This is a genomic window from Streptomyces sp. NPDC088354, assembly GCF_044753585.1.
GTDB lineage: Bacteria > Actinomycetota > Actinomycetes > Streptomycetales > Streptomycetaceae > Actinacidiphila.
The window spans coordinates 1-24,395 of the sequence record NZ_JBIVNJ010000027.1 but is presented as its reverse complement, the minus strand read 5'-3'; the positions used below and the strand labels follow the sequence as shown (position 1 = coordinate 24,395).

The following is a 24,395-nucleotide window of genomic DNA, read 5'->3' as shown; positions in this document are numbered from 1 at the left end:
AGTGAGGAAGGACGTGTACGTGGAGAACTCCGAGATCCCCGAGGGCGCCAGGAACGAGGACGTGCCGGCGGGCGCGCGCGAGCTGCACGCCTCACTGGCCGAGCAGGTCGAGGAGCACCGCTTCCGCTACTACGTCAAGGACCAGCCGGTCGTCAGCGACGCCGACTTCGACAAGCTGCTGCGGCAGTTGGAGGCGCTGGAGGACGAGCACCCCTCGCTGCGCACCCCGGACTCGCCCACCCAGAAGGTCGCCGGCGCCTATGAGACCGAGTTCACCTCGGTCGAGCACCGCGAGCGGATGCTCTCCCTCGACAACGCCTTCACCGAGGAGGAGCTCGACGCCTGGGCGGACCGGCTCGCCGGCGAGCTCGGCCCCCCGGCCGGCGACGGCGGCACCTACCACTTCCTGTGCGAGCTCAAGGTCGACGGCCTCGCCGTCAACATCACGTACGAGAACGGGCGTCTGGTGCGCGCCGCCACCCGCGGTGACGGCCGCTCCGGCGAGGACATCACGCCCAATGTGCGCACGATCGCCGAGATCCCCGACCGGCTGGCGGGGGAGCGGGTGCCCGCCCTGGTCGAGATCCGCGGCGAGGTCTTCTTCCCCATGGAGAAGTTCCAGGAGCTCAACGCCCGTCTGGTCGAGGGGGGCGACAAGCCCTTCGCCAACCCGCGCAACGCCGCCGCCGGTTCCCTGCGCCAGAAGGACCCGCGGGTCACCGCGAGCCGGCCGCTGCACATGGTGGTGCACGGCATCGGCGCCCGCGAGGGGTTCACGATCGACTGCCAGTCGCACGCCTACGAACTGCTGCACGAGTGGGGCCTGCCCACCACCAAGTACGCCCGCGTCGTCGGCACGATGGCCGGGGTCAAGGAGGCCATCGCCTACTACGGCGAGCACCGCCACGACGTCGAGCACGAGATCGACGGCATCGTCGTCAAGGTGGACGAGATCCCCCTGCAGGGGCGGCTCGGCTCCACCGCCCGTGCGCCGCGCTGGGCCATCGCCTGGAAGTACGCCCCGGAGGAGGTCAACACCAAGCTGGTCGACATCCGGGTCGGTGTCGGCCGCACCGGCCGGGTGACGCCGTACGCCGTGGTCGAGCCGGTCACGGTGGCCGGCTCCGAGGTCGAGTTCGCCACCCTGCACAACCAGGACGTGGTCAAGGCCAAAGGTGTGCTCATCGGCGACACCGTCGTGCTGCGGAAGGCAGGCGACGTCATCCCGGAGATCCTCGGCCCGGTCGTCGACCTGCGCGACGGCAGCGAGCGCGCGTTCGTCATGCCCGCGCAGTGCCCCGAGTGCGGCACCCCGCTGCGGCCGATGAAGGAGGGCGACATCGACCTCCGCTGCCCCAACGCGCGCGGCTGCCCGGCGCAGATCCGGGAACGGGTCTTCTACCTGGCCGGACGCAAGTGCCTGGACATCGAGAACTTCGGCTATGTCGCCGCGGCCGCGCTCACCGGCCCGCTGGAGCCCTCCGACCCGCCGCTGCGGGACGAGGGTGACCTGTTCGACCTCACCCCCGAACAACTGCTGCCCATCCGCGCCCATGTGCTGGACCAGAACAGCGGTCTGCCCAAGCGCGACCCGGAGACCGGCGAGGAGAAGGTCGTAGCGGTCTTCGCCAACCAGCAGGGCGAGCTGAAGAAGAACGCCGTGGCCATGCTGGAGAACATCCAGAAGGCCAAGGAGCAGCCGCTCGCCAGGATCATCACCGGGTTGTCGATCCGTCACGTCGGCCCTGTCGCCGCCGAGGCGCTCGCCCGCGAGTTCCGCGACCTGGACGCCGTCTTCGCCGCGGACGAGGAGCGGCTGGCCGGTGTGGACGGGGTCGGCGGGATCATCGCGGCCTCCCTCAAGCAGTGGTACGAGGAGGAGTGGCACCGCGAGATCCTGCGCAAGTGGAAGGCGGCCGGTGTCCGCTTCACCGAGGAGGGCTCGGAGGAAGGGCCGCGTCCCCTGGAGGGTCTGACCGTGGTCGTCACCGGCACCCTCGCCACGCACACCCGCGACGGCGCGAAGGACCAACTGACCGGCCGCGGCGCCAAGGTCACCGGGTCGGTGTCCAAGAAGACCGACTTCGTGGTGGTGGGCGACAACCCCGGCTCCAAGTACGACAAGGCGGTGCAGCTCAAGGTGCCGATCCTGGACGAGGCCGGGTTCGCCGTGCTGCTGGAGCAGGGCGCGGACGCCGCCCGGGAGGCCACCGTCAACCCCGCCGAGTGACGGCCCATCACCACCCGTTCGGCCCATACCAGAACGATCCGGGTGGCTGGGATCCATTCGGGCAACCCCCGCCGATCGGTGCCCGTGACAGCCTTCAGCGGCCTACTGTTGAGAGGCGCGCCTTCCGGGCATCAGCCCTGCAGCGGTTCCGCGGCTCCACGCCGCGGGCAGGCGTGTGGTTCGACGGCACACGCGGCTGCGAGAGGGACGGGCATGGAACCGACGGACAGCGCCGGACCGGCGCCACGGCTGCGCCGGCAGACCGTGCCGGTGCTGCCTGCCGCGGCACTGCGCTACGCGGTCCTGGGCGCGGCCACGGCGGCCCTTGCCGTGGGTGTCGTCCGGATGGTGCTGGACGGTGCCGCGTTCTTCCCCGGCGGTGACGTGGGCTGGGCGTTCGCCGTGCTCACCGGCATCATCGTCGGTCACCTCGTCGCGATGGGCCGCGACCGCTGGTGGGGCGGGACCGGCTCCGGCGCCGCCCTGACCCTGGCGATGCTGCTGCTGTACGGCTGGGTGCCCGCGGTCCTGGTGAGCCTGTCCGTCGTGGTGCTGGTCGGCACGGCCCGCCGGCACCGCTGGCGGCAGGCCATGATGCACGGCGCCGTGGACATCCTCGGCATCGGCGCGGCCTCGCTCGCGCTGTCCGGGTTCGGCATCCACCCGACCGTCGAACAGCCCTGGCAACCCGCCACTTGGGGGATGGGAGCGATCCCGTCGGTGTTCGGCGCCGCGCTGGCCTACCTGGCTGCGACCCGGACCCTCCTGTGGTATGCGATCGTGCCGCGCGCCGGCGCCCTGCCGACGGTGGCCAGGACCGCCCTGATACGCCAGGGCTTCGTCGGTGTGGCGCTGCTCGGGATCTCCCCGCTGATCATCATCGTGGCGGCCGACCTGCCGCTGCTGCTCCCGCTGTTCGCCGTGCCGCTCATCGCACTGGACTCCACCTTGTGGATCGCCCACGCGCGTGCCGAGGAGCAGTTGCGCGATCCGCTGACCGGCCTGCCGAATCGTCAGTGGCTGCTGGAACGCACCTGGGCCGCGCTCGAGGAAGCCGACCGCGAGGGCGCACGGACCGCGCTCGTCCTGATCGACCTCGACAAGTTCCGCTCCGTCAACGACACCCTCGGCCACATGGCCGGCGACCGCCTGCTGCTGCAGATAGCCGACCGGCTGCGGCTGGCCCTGCCGCGCGGCGCCGAGGCCGCCCGGCTCGGCGGCGACGAGTTCGCCGTGCTCCTCCCCACCTGCGACTCGCCCACCCGGGCCCAGCGCATCGCCCGGGCCCTGGTCGCGGCGCTCGGCTCACCGCTCAGTCTCGACGGCCTGACCCTGGTGCTGGAAGCCAGCGCCGGGGTCGCCGTCTTCCCCGACCACGCCTCCGACGCCGAGGGTCTGCTGCGCCGCGCCGACGTCGCGATGTACCAGGCGAAACGTGACCGCAGCGGGGTCGAGGTCTACGAGTCCTCCCGCGACGGCAACACGCCCGACCGGCTCGGCCTCCTCGGCGACCTGCGCCGCGCCCTGGACCGGGGCGAGGTCGAGCTCCACTACCAGCCCAAGGTGCGCTTCGACGGCCATGTCGCCGGCCTGGAGGCGCTGGTGCGCTGGGTCCATCCGGAGCGGGGGCGGGTGAGCCCCGAGGAGTTCATCGCCATCGCCGAGACCTCCGGGCTGATGCCGCAGCTGACCGAGTACGTCCTGGAGACCGCGCTCGGCCAGGTGGCCCGCTGGCGGGCGATGGGCCTCGACGTGCCCGTCGCGGTCAACGTCTCCCCGCGCGACGTCCACTCGCCGGGCTTCGCCGGGGCCGTCGCGGCGCGGCTGGCCCGGCACGGTGTCCCGCCGGGGGCGCTGCAGCTGGAGATCACCGAGCACGTGCTGCTGGACGACCCGCAGCGCGCCGCGGACACGATGGCCGGGCTCACCGGTCACGGCGTGAAGATGTCCCTGGACGACTTCGGCACCGGCTACTCCTCCCTGGTCCACCTCCGGCGCCTGCCGGTGAGCGAACTCAAGATCGACCGCTCGTTCGTCGCCCGCCTCGTGGTCGACGCCGAGGACGCGGAGATCGTGCGCTGCACGATCGATCTCGCGCACTCCCTCGGCCTCCTCGTCGTGGCGGAGGGCGTCGAGGACGACCTGACCTGGGAGCGCCTGCGCGACCTCGGCTGCGACGCCATCCAGGGGTGGCTGGTCGCCGCCGCCATGCCCCCGGACGAGGCCACCGCCTGGCTCCGGCTGCGCAGCCACGTCGGCTGGCACCGGCCCGCCGAGCTGGAAGCCGCCAAGGAGCGCGCCGCCGTCCCCGACGCCCAGTGACCGGGCCGCGGGCGCCCGGGCGGCCTACCGCCGCGCCCCGGGAATCCGGCGCCGCGGCCCCGTCCGCCACAGGGGTACCACGGGTCCCAGGAGCGGCCTGACGGCCCCGCGGACGGCGGGAAGCGCAAACCGTTTCGCCCCCGGGGTGCCCGCGCCCATAGGATTGGGCGCGAAAAGACCGAACTCACCCCCAGAGGATCGCTGCATGCCAGGCATCACGCGCGAGGAGGTCGCCCACCTCGGACGGCTGTCGCGTCTTGAGCTGAAGGACGAAGAGCTCGACCACTTCGCCGGACAGCTCGACGCCATCATCGGCGCGGTCGCCCGCGTCGCCGAGGTGGCCGGCGAGGACGTACCGCCGACCTCCCACCCGCTGCCGCTGACGAATGTCATGCGCCCTGACGAGGTCCGGCCCAGCCTGACCCCGGCGGAGGCGCTGTCCGGCGCCCCCGCACAGGAGCAGCAGCGCTTCAAGGTGCCGCAGATCCTGGGGGAGGACTGATCACGATGAGCGAACTGACCAGGCTCACCGCCGCGCAGACCGCGGCCGCCGTCGCCTCCGGCGAGACCTCCGCCGTCGAGGTCGCCAAGGCCCACCTGGACCGCATCGCCGCGGTCGACGAGAAGGTGCACGCCTTCCTGCACGTGGACACCGAGGGCGCCCTGAAGGCGGCCAAGGCCGTCGACGACAAGCGTGCCGCAGGCGAGAAGCTGGGCCCCCTCGCGGGCGTCCCGCTGGCCCTGAAGGACATCTTCACCACCAAGGGCATCCCGACGACCGTCGGCTCCAAGATCCTCGAGGGCTGGATCCCGCCGTACGACGCGACGCTGACCGCCCGCCTCAGGCAGGCCGGCATCGTCATCCTCGGCAAGACCAACATGGACGAGTTCGCCATGGGGTCGTCCACCGAGAACAGCGCCTACGGCCCGACCGGCAACCCGTGGGACCTCACCCGGATCCCCGGCGGCTCCGGCGGCGGCTCCTCCGCCGCCCTCGCCTCCTTCCAGGCCCCGCTGGCCATCGGCACCGACACCGGCGGCTCCATCCGCCAGCCGGCCGCCGTCACCGGCACGGTCGGCGTCAAGCCGACCTACGGCGGTGTCTCCCGCTACGGCATGGTGGCGTTCAGCTCCTCCCTGGACCAGGGCGGACCCTGCGCCCGCACGGTCCTGGACGCCGCGCTGCTGCACGAGGTCATCGCGGGCTACGACCCGATGGACTCGACCTCCATCGACGCGCCGGTCCCGCCGGTCGTGGAGGCCGCGCGCAACGGCGACGTCAGGGGCCTGCGGGTCGGCGTCGTCAAGGAGTTCGCGGGCGAGGGCTACCAGGCCGGCGTCATGGAGCGGTTCAACGACTCCGTGGAGCTGCTGCGCGAGCTCGGCGCCGAGGTCGTGGAGCTGTCCTGCCCGTCGTTCCAGTACGCGCTCGCCGCGTACTACCTGATCGCGCCGTCCGAGGCCTCGTCCAACCTGGCCCGCTTCGACGGCCTGCGCTACGGCCTGCGGGTCGGCGACGACGGCACCCGCAGCGCCGAGGACGTCACCGCCCTCACCCGCGAGGCCGGCTTCGGCCCCGAGGTCAAGCGCCGCATCATGCTCGGCACGTACGCGCTCAGCTCCGGCTACTACGACGCGTACTACGGCAGCGCCCAGAAGGTCCGCACCCTGATCTCGCGGGACTTCGAGCGTGCCTTCGGGCAGGTCGACGTGGTGATCTCGCCGACCACCCCGACCACCGCCTTCCCGATCGGGGAGCGCGTGGACGACCCCATGGCGATGTACCTCGCCGACCTGTGCACCATCCCGGCCAACCTGGCGGGCAACTCCGCCATGTCGGTGCCCTGCGGCCTCGCGTCCGAGGACGGTCTCCCGGTCGGGCTGCAGATCATCGCCCCGGCCATGGCCGACGACCGGCTCTACCGTGTCGGTGCGGCCGTCGAGGCGGCCTTCACCGCACGCTGGGGGCACCCGCTGCTGGAGGAGGCACCGATCCTGTGAGCGTCGCACGCACGGCCGCCGGCCCGCAGACGACCACGAAAGCCGCACCTCTTCGCCGTGCGGGCGGAGAAGCGAGCGAGGAGGCGCAGTGAGCAAGCTCGAGAAGGCCAAGGGCTTCAAGAAGAGCAAGTCCGGCACGTACCTGTCGATCGGTACCACGCTCTTCGGCGCGGTGAGCGTGGCGCGGCAGGTGAAGAAGGGCCGGGCCGAGAGCGACACGCTGCTGCTGATCGACGCGGTCGTCAGCGCCGCGGCGATCGCGACCGGCGTCGCCCTGCTGGTCCGCCAGCTGCGGCGGCTCGGCGACGACGACGTCTTGTCATCCTGACGGGGAACTGAGAGGTATCGAACTGTGACCGTCACGGACCTGGTGTCCTACGAGGACGCGCTCGCGTCCTACGACCCGGTGATGGGCCTTGAGGTCCACGTCGAGCTCGGCACCAAGACGAAGATGTTCTGCGGCTGCTCCACCACCCTGGGCGCCGAGCCGAACAGCCAGGTGTGCCCGGTGTGCCTGGGCATGCCCGGCGCGCTCCCGGCCGTCAACGCGACGGGCGTCGAGTCCGCCATCAAGATCGGCCTCGCGCTCAACTGCGAGATCGCCGAGTGGTGCCGCTTCGCCCGGAAGAACTACTTCTACCCGGACATGCCCAAGAACTTCCAGACCTCCCAGTACGACGAGCCGATCGCCTTCAACGGCTACCTCGACGTGCAGCTGGAGGACGGCGAGGTCTTCCGCGTGGAGATCGAGCGCGCCCACATGGAGGAGGACACTGGCAAGTCCACCCACGTGGGCGGCGCCACCGGCCGGATCCACGGCGCCTCGCACTCGCTGCTGGACTACAACCGCGCCGGCATCCCGCTGATCGAGATCGTCACCAAGCCGATCGAGGGCGCCGGTGAGCGCGCGCCCGAGGTCGCGAAGGCGTACGTCACCGAGCTGCGCGAGCTGATCAAGGCGCTGGGCGTGTCCGAGGCACGCATGGAGATGGGCCAGATGCGCTGCGACGTGAACCTGTCGCTGCGCCCCATCGGCCGGGAGAAGTTCGGCACCCGCAGCGAGACCAAGAACGTGAACTCGCTGCGCAGCGTCGAGCGGGCCGTCCGCTTCGAGGTCCAGCGCCACGCCGCGGTGCTCTCCTCGGGCGGCACGATCGTGCAGGAGACCCGGCACTTCCACGAGGACACCGGCTCCACCACCTCCGGCCGCATCAAGGAGGAGGCGGAGGACTACCGGTACTTCCCGGAGCCCGACCTCGTCCCGGTGGCCCCGGCCCGGGAGTGGGTCGAGGAACTACGGGCGGGCCTCCCCGAGCTGCCGCGCGTGCGCCGCAAGCGCCTCCAGGAGGACTGGGGCATCTCGGACCACGAGATGCAGTCGGTGCTCAACGCGGGCGCGATCGACCCGATCGTCGCCACCATCGAGGCGGGCGCCGACGCGGCCTCCGCCCGCAAGTGGTGGATGGGCGAGCTGGCCCGCCGCTCCAACGAGGACGGCGTGGAGCTGACCGCGCTGCCGATCACGCCGGCCCAGGTGGCCCGGGTGTCGGCGCTGGTGGCCGAGGGCTCGCTCAACGACAAGCTGGCCCGCCAGGTCATCGAGGGCGTGCTGGACGGCGAGGGCGGCCCGGACGAGGTCGTCGACAAGCGGGGCCTGAAGGTCGTCTCGGACGAGGGCGCGCTCGGCGCGGCCGTCGACGAGGCCATCGCGGCCAACGCGGCGGTCGCCGACAAGATCCGCGGCGGCAACCTGGCCGCGGCCGGCGCCCTCATCGGCGCCGTCATGAAGATCACCCGCGGCCAGGCGGACGCCAAGCGTGTCCGCGAACTGGTGCTGGAGAAGCTCGGCGTGCAGGGCTGATCCCGGCGCGGCCGAAATGGCCGGCACGGCATCGCAGGAAGGGGCGGGCTCCCGTGGGCGGGGGTCCGCCCCTTCGGCGTCGTCGCAGGTCCGCGGCGTGTAGGGCCGAGTTAAATTCCCATCAAGAGGTGTGATTAGGCGCACGAAAGCGGCAAACGATCACTTCTTCCTGGTTCAGTCGAGGGCGAACGTGGTGTTCTTCGTGGGGCCTTCTGCTCCCGGAAAGATCCGCGCAACCTCCAGGGAAGAGCAGATATGGCTGCACTGGCCCGATGGTGCCTCGACCGCCGTCTCCTCGTCGTCGTCCTGTGGCTGGCCGCCCTCGTCGGCCTGTCCGGGGCGGCACTCGTTGCCGGCTCCGCGTACTCCAACGACTACGACATCAAGGGCACGGACTCCAGCAGGGCGACCGCCCTGCTCAAGGAGGCGTTCCCCGGTTCCTCGGGCGACAGCGACACCATCGTCTGGCACACCGTCCGGGGCACCGTCAGCGCGGCGCCCGTCAAGGAACGGCTGACCGGAGCCCTGGAGGAGGTCGCGGCGCTCCCCGGGGTCGCCTCGGTCACCGGCCCGTACGGCGCCCAGGGCGCCGAGCAGATCAGCCGGGACGGCCGTACCGCGTACGCCACGGTGATGTTCGACCAGCCGTCGGAGGAACTGCACGCGGACGAGGTGCGGAAGGTCGTCGACACCGCGAAGGCGGCCGCCGACGCGGACACCACGGTCGCGCTGGGCGGCAGCGCCATCGCGCTCACCGAGGGCGGCGGCGGACACATCAGCGAGGTCGTGGGCGTCGCCGTCGCGGCCGTGGTGCTGCTGCTGGCGTTCGGTTCGCTCTTCGCGATGTTCCTGCCGATCATCACCGCGCTGGTCAGCGTGGGCACCGCGTACATGGCCATCGAACTGCTCGGCCACCTGATGCGGGTGGCCGATTTCGCGCCGATGCTCGGCATGCTGGTGGGACTGGGTGTCGGCATCGACTACGCCCTGTTCATCGTCACCCGGCACCGCCGGGGGCTGAAACAGGGCCTGTCGGTGCGCGAGGCCGCGGAGAAGGCGGTCGCCACGACCGGGCGGGCGGTGGTCTTCGCGGGCGGCACGGTGTGCGTGGCGCTGCTCGGCATGCTGATCCTGCGGCTGTCCTTCCTCAACGGCGTCGCCGTCGCCGCCTCGCTGACCGTGATCCTCACCGTGGCCGCCTCGGTGACGCTGCTTCCCTCCCTGCTCGGCGTGATCGGCACGAGGGCGCTCAGCCGCCGGGAACGGCGCCGGCTCGCCGAACACGGCGCCTCGCCGGAGCTGCCCACCGGCTTCGCCGCCCGCTGGTCCGCCTTCGTCGAGCGGCACCCCCGGATCCTCGGGGCGGTCGCCGCCGCCGTGATGCTGCTCCTGGCCGTGCCCACCATGTCCCTGCACCTGGGCGCCTCGGACCAGGGCAACAACGCCGCGGGGACCTCCACCCGGCAGGCGTACGACATGCTGTCGGACGGCTTCGGGCCCGGCTTCAACGGGCCGCTGCAACTGGTCGCCACGTCCGGCGACGCGGCCGACCGGGCGGCCCTGGAACGGCTCACCGACGTGCTGCGGCGCACCGAGGGCGTCGCCGCGGTCCACCCGGAGTCCGCGCAGCACGGCAACGGGCTCAACGTCGTGGACGTCGTCCCGACCACCGCCCCGCAGGACCAGGCCACCGACCGGCTCGTCGCCCACCTGCGCCAGGACGTCATCCCCGAGGCCACCGAGGGCAGCTCGCTGCAGGTCTACGTCGGCGGTGTCACCGCGGGCTACGCGGACTTCGCCTCGGTGATCGTCGGCAAACTCCCGCTGTTCGTCGGCTCGGTCGTCGGACTCGGCTGCGTGCTCCTGCTGCTGGCGTTCCGCAGCATCGGCATCCCTCTGAAGGCGGCGGTCATGAACATCGCCGCGGTCGCCTCCTCCTTCGGCATCGTGGTGGCGGTCTTCCAGTGGGGCTGGGGCAGCGAGTTGCTGGGGCTCGGGGCCGCGGGGCCGATCGAGCCCTTCCTGCCGGTGATCATGATCTCGGTGCTCTTCGGGCTCTCGATGGACTATCAGGTCTTCCTGGTGAGCCGCATGTACGAGGAGTGGCGGGAGACGCACGACAACCGCCGTGCCGTCCGGGTCGGACTGGCCGAGACCAGCCGCGTGATCAACTCCGCCGCGGTCATCATGGTCTCCGTCTTCCTGGCCTTCGTCCTCAGCGGTGACCGGGTCATCGCGATGTTCGGCATCGGCCTGGCCGCCGCCGTCGCCCTGGACGCCTTCGTCCTGCGGACGCTGCTGGTCCCGGCGCTGATGCACATGACGGGGCGGTGGAACTGGTGGCTGCCGGAATGGCTGGACCGGCGCCTGCCGCGGATCTGCATCGAGGGCCCGCAAGGCACTTGCTCCGGTGCCGATGGGCCCGAAAGCGCTGATTCTCAGGAAGTTCTCAGAATTTGACCCTACGGTTGCCGCTCATGGAGACCATCAAGACCGCGGACGCGGCAACAGACACGACCACCGACGCCGTGGAGACCGTGTCAGACGACGCCGCCGAGAAGAACGCGCGCATCGAGAACAGCACGAGCACCGAGAGCACCAAGGCCACCGGGAACGCGGCGCCCGTCGAGGATGCCGAGGATGCCGAGGACGCCGCCGACGCCGACGACGAGGACACCGACGAGGACGACGGGCTCGCCGCGGACGAGGGGAACGGGGACGCCCCCGCCGCCCGTTCCTCCGCCGTCCTGCCGGGCGCCGCGGCCGTCGTGGGCGCCGCCCTCGGCCTGGTCTCCCTGACCGGCACCTGGATGGGCACCGTCCTGTCCGCCCGCCGTGAGCTCGTCGGGCAGATCGGCGCCTCCTCCGCGAGCCCCGCCGAGCAGATCAACCAGATATACGCCGCGCCGTGGCACACCGTGGCCGCGGTCAACGGCGGCTTCGCGCTGGTGGCCCTCATCGTCGCCGGGGTCGTGCTGCTCGCCGTGCGCGACTCCGCGCCGTGGACGCGCGCCCTCGCCTGGGGCGGGCTGGTGCTGGGCGTCCTGGGCCTGCTCATAGCGGTCGGCATGTACTTCGACCTGTTCGCCTCACTGCCCACCGTGCCCGCCGCGACCGCCCCCGCCGGCAGCGGCGGCTGAACCTGGGCACCTGCCGGAGCCGCCTAAGGCATCCCGGCCGCCGAAGCCTGGGAGGTTGCCCGATGCGGCGCCCCCGCCTTGGGGACGAGGCTGAAGTCACCGGAGAAGGAAGCCGGTTGACCATCCGCCCCGTCCCCAAGGAGTCGGCGATGTACCTGCACGAGATGCTCGGCCGGGCCCGCAGCGAGGAACTGCTGCGCGAGGCCGAGGAGTTCCGCCTGGCACGCGCGGCGCGCCGGGCCACGCGCGAGGCCCGCCGGACCGCGCGCCGCGGCGGCACCGAGGCCGCCCCCCACGAAGCGGGGCCCCGGCCCGACGGGCCGGCCCGGCGCGGGAGGCGGCTGCGCGGACTGGGGGCGGCCGGATGACCGTCGTGGTGCCGGCGCAATCCGGTACCGCTCTGTCGGACCCCCGTGCGATGCTCGGGACCGTGCAGAACCAGTCCGTCAGCCCGGTGTTCGTGGGTCGTGACCGCGAACTGACCCGGCTCGCCTCCGCGCTCGCCCGCGCTCACGCGGGCGAGCCGCAGGCGCTGGTCATCGGCGGCGAGGCGGGGGTCGGCAAGACCCGGCTGGTGGAGGAGTTCCTCGCGGCGGCCTGTGGTCCCGGCACGGTCACCGCCGTCGGCGGCTGCGTGGAGATCGGCGCGGACGGACTGCCGTTCGCCCCCGTCGCCACGATCCTGCGGGCCCTGCACCGGCAGCTGGGCGCCGAGCTGATCGCCGCCGCGGCGGGCCGCGAGGGCGAACTGGCGCGCCTGCTCCCCGGGATCGGACGGGCCGACGGCCCCGACGCACCGCGGGAGCGGCACGACGAGGACGGCCGCGCCCGGCTGTTCGACCTCACCGCGCGCCTGCTGGAGCGGCTGTCCGAGGACCGCACCCTCGTCATCGCCCTGGAGGACCTGCACTGGGCGGACCGCTCCACCCGCGAACTCCTCGCCTACCTCCTGCGATCGGCGTCCCGCGGACGGCTGGTCGTCCTGGCCACGTACCGCTCCGACGACATCCACCGCCGCCACCCGCTGCGGCCCTTCCTCGCCGAACTCGACCGCATGCGCACCGTCGAGCGCATCGAGCTGTCCCGCTTCAGCCGGGCCGAGGTGCGGGCCCAGGTCGCCGGCATCCTCGCCGCCGAGCCCACGCCGTCGCTGGTCGAGCGGGTCTTCGCACGCTCCGACGGCAACCCCTTCTTCGTCGAGGAACTGGCCTGCAGCATCACCCAGGGCTGCCGCACCGGACTCAGCGACAGCCTGCGCGACCTGCTGCTGGTGCGCGTGGAGACGCTGCCCGAGACCGCGCAGCGGGTCGCCCGCGTCGTCGCCGAGGGCGGCTCCACCGTCGAGCACTCACTGCTCGCCGCCGTGGCCGGGCTCGGCGAGGACGAACTCCTGGAGGCGCTGCGGTCCGCCGTCGGCGCCAAGATCCTCATACCGACCGAGGACGGCGACGGCTACCGCTTCCGGCACTCGCTGGTCCGCGAGGCGGTCGGCGACGACCTGCTGCCCGGCGAGCGCAGCCGCCTCAACCGCCGGTACGCCGAGGCGCTGGAGGCCGAGCCGGCCCTCGTACCGGCCGACGAGCTGCCCGCCCGGCTCGCGAGCTACTGGTACCACGCCCACGACCCGACCCGCGCGCTGCCCGCCGTGCTGCGCGCCTCGGTCGAGGCGCGGCGCCGGCACGCCTACGCCGAGCAGCACGGCCTGCTCGAACGCGCCCTGGAACTGTGGGACGACGCCCCGCGGGAGGTCCGCGCGGCACTGCGGCCGATGGACTACGTCGAGGTCTACCCCCCGTGCGGCTGCGACCCCGCCGGCACGCCCCTGCGCTACCTCGACCTGCTCGCCGAGACCGCCGTCGCCGCCCGTCTCAGCGCCGACCGCGAAGGCGCGTACGACGTCACCAAGCGCGCCCTGCGCCTGCTGGAGCGGGACGACGACCCGCTGCGCGCCGCCTGGTTCTGGATCCAGCGGTCGCGGCTGATGGCGGCGATGGGGCGCGGTGACGGATGGGCGGAGATCTCCCGCGCCGAGGAACTGGTCGAGGGGCTGCCGCCGTCACCCGTCCACGCAGAGGTGCTGGAGACCGCCGCGGGCTGGGGCATGCTGCACGACCCGGGGCCGGAGAGCATCAGCACCGCGGAGCGCGCCGCCGAACTGGCCCGGCTCGTCGGGGCGGAGGAGACCGAGCTGCGCGCCCGCATCACCCTGGGCGTCCTGCGCGGCGCCTGCGGCGACGCGGACGGCGGCCTGGCCGAGCTCACCGCGGCACGTGAGCAGGCGGCGGCCTCAGGACGCCACGCCGGCCTCGTGGTCAACGCGGACGCCAATCTGGCGGCCGCGCTGGAGACGGTGGGCCGCTCCGAGGAGGCCGTGGCCGTCGCACGCCGGGGCGTCGAGAACGCCAGGTGCCACGGACTGCGCGACGGTGCCGCCTTCGCCGCGGCCAACGAGGCCGAGTCCCTGCTCGCCCTCGGCCGCTGGGACGAGGCGGCAGCCCTGGCCACCCACGGCCGCGACACCTCCGAGCACGCCCTCTATCTCGGCTGGGCGGCGATGCTCCTGGCCCACGTCGCCGTCCTGCGCGGCGACCACGCGGCGGCCGAGGCCCGGATCGCCGCTGCCCGGGAGCACCTGGGCGCCCAGGACCACCAGCCGCAGAACACCGTGCCGCTGCGCCACTTGACGGTGGCCGTGGCGGCCGGACGCGGGCGCTTCCTCGAAGCCCGTGCCGAGGTGCGCGCCGCGCTGGCCGCCGGTTTCCCGGCCGCCGTCCACCGGTACGCCTGGCCCCTGCTGCACACCGCCGCCGCCGTGGAGGCCGACGCGCTGGGCCTGCCGGGCGCCGACGCCGACCGGGCCGCGACGCTCGCGCTCATCCGCGGAGCCGCGTCCCGGCTGCCCCGCCTCGCCCCGGTGTGGGCGGCGTACGCCCAGCTGGTCGACGCCGAACTGACGCGCGCCGAGGGCGGCACCGACCCCGCGCCCTGGGCGGCCGCCGAGGAGGCGTTCGGCGCGCTGGACCGTCCCCATCCGCTCGCCCAGGTACGGCTGCGGCACGCCGAGGCGCTGCTCGCCGAGGGCGGTCCCGAGGCCCGCGACCACGCGGCCGTACTGCTCCGTCAGGCCCGTGAGGCGGCCGCGGCCCTGGGTGCGGCGCCGCTGACCGAGGCCGTGGAACTCCTCGCCCGGCGCGGACGCCTCGCGCTGGACGATCCGGGGACCCACTCCGCCGAGCCGCCCGGGGAGGAGCCGGAGCCCTTCGGCCTCACGACGCGGGAGCGCGAGGTGCTGCGCAGGGTCGCCGCGGGCTGGACCAACCGCCGTATCGCCGAGGAGCTGTTCATCTCGCCGAAGACGGCGAGCGTGCACGTCTCCAACATCCTGGCCAAGCTCGGCGTCTCCGGCCGCGGTGAGGCCGCCGCCCTCGCCCACCGCCTGCGCCTCTTCCCCGACGTACGGGCCTGACCCGCCCCGGCTTCCGCCCCCGCTTCCGCGGCCCGGATCGGCGTCGCCGGCCTCGTCCCGTGCCGGCTCCAGCCGCTGCGCCCGTCCTCGGTGTGCCGTCGTCACGGCACGAACAGCTCCTGCGGCGCGCCGAACATGGCACCGCCGGGGTGGCGCCGTCAGCCGACCTTCAGCCGCAGTATGCGATCGTCGCCCTTGCGGGGCTCACCCCTGCCGTCGGTGTTGCTCGTCGTCAGCAGCAGATCGCCGTCGGGGTCGGCCACGACCGTGCGCAGCCGCCCGTACGTGCCGACGAGGAAGGCCTGCGGCTTCGCCGCCGCCTTGGTGCCCGCCAGCGGGATGCGCCACAGCCGGGCGCCGCGCAGCGAGGCCATCCACAAGGAACCCTTGGCCCAGACGATGCCGCTGGGCGAGGCCTCGTCGGTGTGCCACGTGGCGATCGGGTCGGCGTAGCCCGCGCGGTGGGCGAGGCCCTCGACGACGGGCCAGCCGTAGTTCTTCCCCGGCTCGATGAGGTTGACCTCGTCCCAGGTGTCCTGGCCGAACTCCGAGGCCCACAACCTCCCCTGGGCGTCCCAGGTCAGGCCCTGCACATTGCGGTGGCCGTAGGAGTAGACGAGCGAGTCCGCCTGGGGATTGCCGTGCACCGGCTCGCCGTCCGGGGTCATGCGCAGGATCTTGCCGCCGAGGGACTTCCTGTCCTGGGCCAGGCCCCGGTCGCCGCTCTCGCCGGTGCCCGCGTACAGCATGCCGTCCGGGCCGAAGGCGATCCGGCCGCCGTTGTGGATGGCGCCGTGCGGAATGCCGCGCACGATGGTGTCGGGGGCGCCGAGCTGCTCACCGGCGGGCTTCGCCGGGTCGTACAGCATGCGGGCGATGCGGTTGTCGGAGTCGGTGGTGAAGTACGCGTACACCAGGTGGTCGGTCGCGAAGCCGGGGGAGACCGCCAGCCCGAGGAGGCCGCCCTCGCCGCCCGAGGACACCCCGGGCACGGTGCCCGCCAGGGTCGTGCGGCCGGTGTCCGGGTCCACCCGGGCGATCCTGCCGGTGTCGCGCGAGGCGACCAGCAGCCCGCCGTCCCGCAGGACGGCCACGCCCCACGGGGTGTTCAGCCCGGTCGCGACGGTGCCGACGACCTCTGCCGAGCCCTTGGCGGGCGCGGCGGGCGCCTCCGTGCCGCCGGGCGGCGGGGCCGGGGCGGCCGAGGAGGAGGCAGGGGCGGAGGTCGCCGGGGGCGTCAACGGGTCCCCGGCGGACGAGCATCCCGTCGTCAGCAGCGCGGCACTGGCCAGCGCGGCGGTGACGACGGCGGCACGGCGTCCCACGCTTCCCTCCCGGTGGTCCTGCGGCACGGACTTCCAGCACATCACATCTGTCACTACACCGCCCGGCCGTTGCGGGTTCCCGCCGTGGCGGGAAAGCGGGAGGGCCGCGCGTTCAGTCCCAGGAGCCGCGCGCCGGCGGCAGGCCGGCTATCTCGTTGAAGTCCTCCGTGGTCAGGGTGAGTTCGGCCGCCCCGGCGTTCTCTGCCGCCCACCGTTCCCGCTTGGCCCCCGGCACCGGCACCACCTGCGGCCCCTGCGCGAGCACCCAGGCCAGCGCCACCTGCGCCGGCGTCGCGCCGTGCGCCTCGGCGACCCGGCGCAGCCCCGCCACGATCGGCTGGTTCGCGGCCATCATCTCGGCGGTGAACCGCGGATGCCGGGCCCGTGAGTCGTCGCGCTCGAAGCCCTGGCCCGGGGTGAGGGTGCCGGTCAGGAAGCCGTTGCCCAGCGGCATCGCCGCCATGAAGCCGATCCCGCGCTGCGTGCACCAGGGCAGCAGCTCGGCCAGCGCCTCGGGCGACCAGACCGACAGCTCGGCCTGCACACAGCTGACCGGGAACACCTGCTGCACCCGGCGCAGATGGGCGAGCGTCTCGTCGTACGTCCGGGACCCGGCGCGGCGAGCCGCCCGCGCGCCCACCGCGCACCAGCCCAGCGCGCGCACCTTGCCGGCCGCGACCAGCTCCGCCATCGCGCCCCAGGTCTCCTCGACCGGCACCTCCGGATCGGCCCGGTGCAGTTGGTAGAGGTCGATCACGTCCGTCTGCAGCCGCCGCAGCGACGCGTCGCAGGCCCGCCGCACATAGGAGGGCCGCCCATTGGCCACCAGGTGCTGTTCGCCCACCAGCAGCCCGCCCTTGGTGGAGACGAACACCTCGTCCCGGCGCTGCTTCAGCACCCGCCCCAGCAGCAGCTCATTGGTGAACGGACCGTAGATGTCCGCGGTGTCCAGCAGGGTCGTCCCCCGGTCGAGCGCCGCGTGCACGGTCCGCAAGGACGCTTCCCCGTCCTGCTGCGAGGTGGTGTACGCCCAGCTCATCGGCATGCACCCCAGTCCCACGGCGCCCACCTCGAGAGCCGCCGCCCCGACCGTCCTGCGCTCCACTTGGATGACCTCCGCTGACCTCTCGCGCCGCCCCACTGTGTCATAGCCTCCTGACCATGGCTGACATCACCCGGAACCACCGACCCACCGCATGGCTGCCGATCCCCGCCGAGGGCATCGAGGGGCTCCCCGACACCGTGGACTACCTCTTCTGGGACGGCGCCGAGGACTACCCCGGCGACCCGGCGGAGGCGGACTTCTACGTCGTGCCGTACATGAAGGGCGCGGAGGTCGTCGGCCGCCCGCTCCCGCGGATGACGGGTCTTCAGGTGGTGCAGACGCTCAGCGCGGGCGTGGACCACGTGCTGCCGCACCTGCCCGCGCTCCCGTCCGGCGTGCGCCTGTGCAACGCCCGCGGTGTGCACGAGGCGAGCACCGCGGAGCTGGCCCTGACGCTCACCCTGGCGTCCTTGCGGGGTGTCCCGCGCTTCGTGCGCGGGCAGGACGCCGAGGAGTGGCACGACGGCTTCTACCCGGCCCTGGCCGACAGGACCGTCCTGATCGTCGGCTACGGCTCCATCGGCGCCGCCATCGAGGACCGGCTCACCCCCTTCGAGTGCGACGTGGTCCGCGTCGCCCGTCTGGCCCGCCGCTCCCCGCGCGGCCCGGTGCACGCCCTGGGGGACCTGCCCGCGCTGCTGCCCGCGGCCGACGTGGTCGTCCTGTCCACCCCGCTGACCGAGGCCACCCGGGGGCTGGTGGACGCCGCGTTCCTGGCCCGGATGAAGGACGGCGCCCTCCTGGTGAACGTCGCCCGCGGGCCCGTGGTGGACACAGCCGCCCTGGTCGCCGAGCTGACGACCGGCAGGCTGCGGGCGGCACTCGATGTCACCGACCCCGAGCCGCTGCCCGCCGGGCATCCGCTCTGGCACGCCCCCGGCGTCCTCATCAGCCCGCACGTCGGCGGCAGTACGTCCGCCTTCCTTCCCCGGGCCAAGCTGCTGCTGCGCGAGCAGCTGCGCCGGTTCGCGGCGGGCGAGAACCTGGCCAACATCGTGACCACGACCTGACGGGCCCTTAACTCCCTTGTGGCACCCGGTGACTGAAAGCCCCTCCGGATCCTCTTGCCGGTCACGCTGTGTAGAGGAACTATGTCCCTGAGTGACCACTCTGGTGTATCGTCCCGGATTGGGGGAACGCGACCGGCGTGGCATGGAATGCCGCGAACGGGCGCGGGACGGCTCAGGACTTGATGGGGGGCGACGGGCGATGTGCGGCCAATGGAGAGAGCACCGGAAGCGGGACCACGGCACACCACGCCGGGAGCGCTCACGGCATTCCCGGACGACGCCGTGAGTGCCCAAGGGGCGGTTCTCGCGGGGGCGGCGGTCCCGGACGGCCGGGCGGCGCTCCTGCCGCAGCTCGTCGTGGCCGTGCTCTGCGGCGGCTACGCGACCGGTGCCGCCCTCGGATGGGGCTCCGCGGAGCTGGCCGTGGTGATGGGGGACTTCGGGCTCTCCGGCGCCGCCCTGGCGGCCACCGTCTCGTGCCTGGCGTACGTCCGCACCGTGGCCCGCCGGCAGCGGCCCGCCTGGGTGCTGTTCGCCGTCTCCTCCGCCATGGTCGCGCTCGGCAACGGCATCTGGGGCTGGTACGAGGTCGTGCTGCGCGAGGACGTGCCGCGCACCTCGCTCGCCGACTTCTGCTTCCTGCTCTTCGCCCCGCCCGCGATCATCGGCCTGCTCGTGCTCGCCAAGCGCCCGGTCACCCGGGCCGGCTGGGTCTGCCTGGGGCTGGACGCCTGGCTCATCGCCGGGTCGCTGCTCACCTTGTCCTGGACTCTGGCCCTGGCCCAGGCCGCGCTGTGGGAAGGGCGCAGCACCGCGCGCATCGCCCTGTCGCTGGCGTACCCGCTGCTCGACATCCTGCTGGTCAGCATGGTGCTGGCGCTCCACTTCCGGCGCTCCTCGGCCAACCGCGCGGCGGTCAACACGGCCATCGCCTCGCTCGCCCTGACCGTGCTGTGCGACGCCCTGTTCACCTCGCCCCTGCTGCGCGAGCACTACCGCTCCGGCCAGATCCTCGACGCGGGCTGGTTCGCGGGCAGCATGCTGCTGGCGTACGCGCCCTGGGTGGGCAGCCGGGAGAAGACCGTCGAGCGGCGCCCCGCGCCCCAGCCGCGCCGCGCGAGCGGCTCCCTGGCCGCGCTGACGCCGTACCTCGCCGCCGCGGTCTGCGTGCTCGGGATCCTCTACAACGCCATCGACGGCCGGAAGATCGACCGCGTGGTGCTCTTCGCCGGCTGCACCGTGGTCCTCGCCCTGGTGGTGCGCCAGGGCATCATGCTGCTCGACAACATCTCCCTCGCCCAGGAGCTCGCCCAGAAGGAGAACCACTTCCGGTCCCTGGTGCAGGGCTCCAGCGACGTCATCATGATCGCCTCGCCCACCGGCGTGCTGCGCTACGTCAGCCCCGCCGCCACGGGTGTGTACGGGCGGGAGGCGGAGGAGATGGTCGGCACGGAGTTCGCCTCCCACATCCATCCCGACGACCTCGGGCGCGTACTGCACGAGGTGCGCCGCTTCCTGGCCGCGCATCCCGCGCAGGAGCCCGCCACCCGCATCGAGTGCCGCATCCACCACGGCGACGGCAGCTGGCTCAACGTCGAGTCCAGCGTCAACCGCTACCAGGGCGGCCTGATCTTCAACAGCCGCGATGTCACCGAGCGCGTCCGGCTGCAGGCGCAACTGCAGCACAACGCCTCGCACGACCCGCTCACCGACCTGCCCAACCGCGCCCTGTTCACCGAGCGCATCCGGCAGGCGCTCGGCGGCCGCCGCTCGGGCGACGGCGAGCCCGGCACCACCGCGGTGCTCTTCATCGACCTCGACGGCTTCAAGGCGGTCAACGACACCGTGGGCCACCAGGCCGGCGACGAGCTGCTCGTCCAGGCCGCCCGCCGGCTCCAGGAATCGGTGCGCGCCGGGGACACCGCGGCCCGCCTCGGCGGCGACGAGTTCGCGGCCCTCATCTGCGGCACCAGCGCCGACCGCCATCTGCGCGAGTACCAGGTGCACGAGGTGGCCGACCGGCTGCGGGCCGCGCTGTCCGAGCCGTACCGCGTGGACGGCACGGAGGTGCGGGTGGCCGCCAGCATCGGGGTCGCCTTCGCCGACGCCGGCGTCAGCCCGGGCGAGCTGCTGCGCAACGCCGACCTGGCGATGTACCGGGCCAAGCAGGCCGGCAAGGGCCGGGTGGAGATGTACGCACCGGCCATGCAGGCCGAGGTCGTGCGCCGCGCCGAGCTGGCCGGACGCCTGCGCTCGGCGCTGCGCGACGGCGAGTTCGCGCTGCTCCACCAGCCGGTGGTCGACCTGTGCAGCGGCGAGGTCACCGCAGTCGAGGCACAGGCCCGCTGGCGCTCCGCCCAGGGCATCCTCTTCACCCCCGCGGAGTTCCTCCGGGTCGCCGAGGACACCGACCGCACCTCCCAGCTGGCCCGCTGGCTGCTGGAGGAGGCCGTGCGCCAGGCCGCCCAGCGGCACACGGCGGGCCTCCCGGTCCCCGTCGCCGTCCGGCTCTCCACCCGCCGGCTGATGCACCGCGAGCTGCCCACCAAGGACATCGAGGCGCTGCTCCACCAGCACGAGCTGCCGCCGGGCGCCCTGGTGCTGCAGCTCGCCGACCAGGACCCGCGCATCTCCTTCGACGAGCTGGAGCGCCGGCTGACCGCGCTGCGCCGTCTCGGCGTACGTATCGCCCTGGAGGGCTTCGGCACCGGCTACGCGCCGATGAACGCCCTGCGGCGGCTGCCGCTGGACGTCCTCAAGCTGGACCGGAGCCTCACCGAGGGAGTCGCGGAGTCCGCCCGGCTGCGCAAGATCACCGCAGGTCTGCTGGGCATCGCGGAGGATCTCGGCATCCGGTCGGTGGCCGAGGGGGTGGACCGCCCCGAGCAAGTGCTCGCGTTGCGCGAGATGCGCTGCACGCACGGGCAGGGCATGGCATTCTCGGGGCCCCTGGACGAGCACCGGCTGCGCTCCTCGCTGACCCGCGGCGGCTACCCCGTCCCCGGCGAGACGGCGCTCCTGGCCGGCGGCAGGACCCCCGCACAGGGCACACGCGTCCCGGACGAGGTTCTCTCGAATGCTGAGACGCCCGTCCCACCCGCTTGACACCCCGCAGGCCCGAGGAGGAAGGTCAGTGCCATGCGCACCCGAATTCTCGTACTTGGAAAGCGCGTCGGCTGACCCGGGGCCTCATCCCGCCTCGTGGAATGCACCGACGCGCTCCCCTCGCTTGCCCCTGGGCACGAGGGGTTTTTTGTTGCCTGGGATCCAGACATACCACCCTCTCCACCCTCAAACTTCTGAGAGATGAGAAGCAGATGACCGAGCAGGCCACCGGGGCCCACCACCCGCAGCCGCGGGCCCGCGGCGCCGCGCCGCAGCCCGTCACCGCCGAGCGCGTCACGGGCGCCCAGTCCCTCATCCGCTCGCTGGAGGCGGTCGGCGCCGACACGGTGTTCGGCATCCCGGGTGGCGCGATCCTTCCGGCGTACGACCCGCTGATGGACTCGACCAAGGTGCGCCACGTCCTGGTCCGTCACGAGCAGGGCGCCGGACACGCCGCCACCGGGTACGCGCAGGCCACCGGCAGGGTCGGTGTCTGCATGGCCACCTCCGGTCCCGGTGCCACCAACCTCGTCACCCCGATCGCCGACGCCCACATGGACTCCGTCGCCATGGTCGCGATCACCGGCCAGGTGGCGTCCAAGGCGATCGGCACCGACGCCTTCCAGGAGGCGGACATCTGCGGCATCACCATGCCGATCACGAAGCACAACTTCCTGGTCACCGATGCCGCCGACATCCCGCGGACCATCGCCGAGGCCTTCCACATCGCCTCCACCGGCCGCCCCGGACCGGTCCTGGTCGACATCGCCAAGGACGCCCTGCAGGCGCAGACGACGTTCTCCTGGCCGCCGGTCACCGACCTGCCCGGCTACCGCCCGGTGACCAAGCCGCACGCCAAGCAGATCCGTGAGGCCGCCCGGCTGATCAACGAGGCCAAGCGCCCGGTGCTGTACGTCGGCGGCGGCGTCCTGAAGGCCCGCGCCACGGCCGAGCTGCGCATCCTCGCCGAACTGACCGGCGCCCCGGTGACCACCACGCTGATGGCGCTGGGCGCCTTCCCCGACAGCCACACCCAGCACGTCGGCATGCCCGGCATGCACGGCTCGGTCTCCGCCGTCGCGGCGCTGCAGAAGGCCGACCTGATCATCGCCCTCGGCGCCCGCTTCGACGACCGGGTCACCGGCAAGCTGGACTCCTTCGCCCCGTACGCCAAGATCGTCCACGCCGACATCGACCCGGCGGAGATCTCCAAGAACCGGGTCGCCGACGTGCCGATCGTGGGTGACGCCCGCGAGGTCCTCGCCGACCTGATCGTCGCCGTCCAGGCCGACCACGACGCCGGCCACCGCGGCGACTACACCGAGTGGTGGAAGCTGCTCAACGGCCTGCGCGACACCTACCCGCTCGGCTACGACCTGCCCGCCGACGGCAGCCTGTCCCCGCAGCAGGTCATCCAGCGCATCGGCGAGCTGGCCCCGGAGGGCACCCTCTTCGCCGCCGGCGTCGGCCAGCACCAGATGTGGTCCTCGCAGTTCATCTCCTTCGAGCGCCCCAACACCTGGTTCAACTCCGGCGGCGCCGGGACCATGGGCTACGCCGTGCCCGCCGCGATGGGCGCCAAGGCCGGTATGCCCGGCTCCACCGTGTGGGCGATCGACGGCGACGGCTGCTTCCAGATGACCAATCAGGAACTGGTCACCTGCGCGCTGAACAACATCCCCATCAAGGTCGCCATCATCAACAACGGCGCCCTCGGCATGGTCCGCCAGTGGCAGTCGCTGTTCTACAGCGAGCGCTACTCCAACACCGTCCTGCACGGCGGCGAGACCAACGCGGGCAGCGGCTCCCACACGGGGGCGAGCGAGAGCCCGCGGGGCGGCACCCGTGTCCCGGACTTCGTGAAGCTCGCCGAGGCCATGGGCTGCGTGGGCCTGCGCTGCGAGGACCCCGCCGACCTCGACGAGGTCATCGAGAAGGCCAACGCGATCAACGACCGCCCCGTGGTCGTCGACTTCATCGTGCACGAGGACGCCATGGTGTGGCCGATGGTCGCCGCCGGCACCTCCAACGACGAGATCATGGCCGCCCGCGACGTCCGTCCGGACTTCGGCGACGCGGCGGACGACTGAGGACCGAGAGAGAAGCAGAGGAACGACGCGACATGTCCAAGCACACGCTCTCCGTCCTGGTGGAGAACAAGCCCGGTGTCCTCGCCCGGATCACCGCCCTGTTCTCCCGCCGCGGCTTCAACATCGACTCCCTCGCCGTCGGCACCACCGAGCACCCCGACATCTCCCGTATCACCATCGTGGTGAACGTGATCGAGGACCTCCCGCTGGAGCAGGTCACCAAGCAGCTCAACAAGCTCGTCAACGTGCTGAAGATCGTCGAGCTGGAGCCCGGTTCCGCCGTCCAGCGCGAGCTCGTCCTGGTGAAGGTGCGCGCCGACAACGAGTCGCGCTCCCAGATCGTCGAGATCGTGCAGCTGTTCCGGGCCAAGACCGTCGACGTCTCCCCGGAGGCGGTCACCATCGAGGCCACCGGCGGCGCCGACAAGCTGGAGGCCATGCTGAAGATGCTGGAGCCCTTCGGCATCAAGGAGCTCGTCCAGTCCGGCACGATCGCGATCGGCCGCGGCGCCCGCTCGATCACCGACCGCTCCCTGCGTGCCCTCGACCGGACCGCATAGCGAGACCGCAAGACTAGTTCCGCGCCCACGGACGTACTGTGTGGGCAACCCGCGAGATCCCAAGGAGAGACCCCAAGTGGCCGAGCTGTTCTACGACGACGACGCCGACCTGTCCATCATCCAGGGCCGCAAGGTCGCGGTCATCGGCTACGGGAGCCAGGGCCACGCCCACGCGCTGTC

16 protein-coding genes and 1 pseudogene are annotated in these 24,395 nt (G+C 72.7%); 15 read left to right on the top strand and 2 right to left on the bottom strand.

Going from position 1 to position 24,395, the window contains the following annotated elements; translation table 11 throughout:
• The first annotated feature begins 1 nt into the window (after position 1).
• The 10 genes from ligA to ACIP98_RS29810 all read left to right on the top strand — a co-directional run bounded on the left by ligA (position 2) and on the right by ACIP98_RS29810 (position 15,020).
• Complete coding sequence (gene ligA, locus ACIP98_RS29855) at positions 2-2,230, top strand: NAD-dependent DNA ligase LigA (RefSeq protein ID WP_319659829.1); 2,229 nt, start codon at positions 2-4, stop codon at positions 2,228-2,230.
• 213 nt (positions 2,231-2,443) lie between these two features.
• Positions 2,444-4,552 (top strand): bifunctional diguanylate cyclase/phosphodiesterase, encoded by a 2,109-nt coding sequence (locus tag ACIP98_RS29850; RefSeq protein ID WP_319659827.1) that lies wholly within the window; start codon positions 2,444-2,446, stop codon positions 4,550-4,552.
• A gap of 205 nt (positions 4,553-4,757) precedes the next feature.
• Entirely contained in the window at positions 4,758-5,054 is a 297-nt protein-coding gene (gene gatC, locus ACIP98_RS29845) for an Asp-tRNA(Asn)/Glu-tRNA(Gln) amidotransferase subunit GatC (RefSeq protein WP_319659825.1), read from the top strand.
• Between the two features lie 5 nt (positions 5,055-5,059).
• Complete coding sequence (gene gatA, locus ACIP98_RS29840) at positions 5,060-6,553, top strand: Asp-tRNA(Asn)/Glu-tRNA(Gln) amidotransferase subunit GatA (RefSeq protein WP_319659823.1); 1,494 nt, start codon at positions 5,060-5,062, stop codon at positions 6,551-6,553.
• An 88-nt stretch (positions 6,554-6,641) separates the two neighbouring features.
• Positions 6,642-6,881, top strand: coding sequence for a hypothetical protein (locus ACIP98_RS29835; RefSeq protein ID WP_319659821.1), 240 nt, complete (start codon positions 6,642-6,644; stop codon positions 6,879-6,881).
• Between the two features lie 24 nt (positions 6,882-6,905).
• Complete coding sequence (gene gatB, locus ACIP98_RS29830) at positions 6,906-8,414, top strand: Asp-tRNA(Asn)/Glu-tRNA(Gln) amidotransferase subunit GatB (RefSeq protein ID WP_319659819.1); 1,509 nt, start codon at positions 6,906-6,908, stop codon at positions 8,412-8,414.
• A 255-nt stretch (positions 8,415-8,669) separates the two neighbouring features.
• A complete protein-coding gene (locus ACIP98_RS29825) occupies positions 8,670-10,874 on the top strand; it encodes an MMPL family transporter (protein WP_401978913.1) in 2,205 nt (734 codons plus the stop codon).
• 17 nt (positions 10,875-10,891) lie between these two features.
• Entirely contained in the window at positions 10,892-11,554 is a 663-nt protein-coding gene (locus tag ACIP98_RS29820; RefSeq protein ID WP_319659814.1) for a hypothetical protein, read from the top strand.
• A gap of 116 nt (positions 11,555-11,670) precedes the next feature.
• Positions 11,671-11,922, top strand: coding sequence for a hypothetical protein (locus ACIP98_RS29815; protein ID WP_319659813.1), 252 nt, complete (start codon positions 11,671-11,673; stop codon positions 11,920-11,922).
• A 50-nt stretch (positions 11,923-11,972) separates the two neighbouring features.
• Positions 11,973-15,020, top strand: coding sequence for an AAA family ATPase (locus ACIP98_RS29810; protein WP_401978965.1), 3,048 nt, complete (start codon positions 11,973-11,975; stop codon positions 15,018-15,020).
• A gap of 158 nt (positions 15,021-15,178) precedes the next feature.
• Here ACIP98_RS29810 and ACIP98_RS29805 read toward each other — a convergent pair whose 3' ends face one another.
• Together ACIP98_RS29805 and ACIP98_RS29800 are read right to left on the bottom strand one after the other, a co-directional pair.
• Positions 15,179-16,387, bottom strand: a complete 1,209-nt coding sequence (locus ACIP98_RS29805; protein WP_401978964.1) for a PQQ-dependent sugar dehydrogenase — start codon at positions 16,385-16,387, stop codon at positions 15,179-15,181.
• 70 nt (positions 16,388-16,457) lie between these two features.
• Positions 16,458-17,450 carry an aldo/keto reductase gene (locus tag ACIP98_RS29800; protein ID WP_319659810.1) on the bottom strand — a complete coding sequence of 331 codons (993 nt, stop codon included), beginning with the start codon at positions 17,448-17,450 and terminating at the stop codon, positions 16,458-16,460.
• 56 nt (positions 17,451-17,506) lie between these two features.
• On the opposite strand from ACIP98_RS29800, the gene ACIP98_RS29795 reads away from it, so the two are divergent.
• The 5 genes and pseudogenes from ACIP98_RS29795 to ACIP98_RS29775 form a co-directional block, all read left to right on the top strand.
• Positions 17,507-18,460, top strand: a complete 954-nt coding sequence (locus ACIP98_RS29795) for a 2-hydroxyacid dehydrogenase (RefSeq protein WP_319659809.1) — start codon at positions 17,507-17,509, stop codon at positions 18,458-18,460.
• A gap of 282 nt (positions 18,461-18,742) precedes the next feature.
• Complete coding sequence (locus ACIP98_RS29790; RefSeq protein ID WP_401978912.1) at positions 18,743-21,565, top strand: EAL domain-containing protein; 2,823 nt, start codon at positions 18,743-18,745, stop codon at positions 21,563-21,565.
• Between the two features lie 212 nt (positions 21,566-21,777).
• On the top strand, positions 21,778-23,655 hold the full coding sequence (locus tag ACIP98_RS29785; RefSeq protein WP_319659807.1) for an acetolactate synthase large subunit: 1,878 nt from the start codon (positions 21,778-21,780) through the stop codon (positions 23,653-23,655).
• Positions 23,656-23,687: 32 nt separating this feature from the next.
• On the top strand, positions 23,688-24,215 hold the full coding sequence (gene ilvN / locus ACIP98_RS29780) for an acetolactate synthase small subunit (RefSeq protein WP_319659806.1): 528 nt from the start codon (positions 23,688-23,690) through the stop codon (positions 24,213-24,215).
• Positions 24,216-24,291: 76 nt separating this feature from the next.
• Positions 24,292-24,395, top strand: a pseudogene (locus ACIP98_RS29775) (ketol-acid reductoisomerase); the annotation flags it as partial.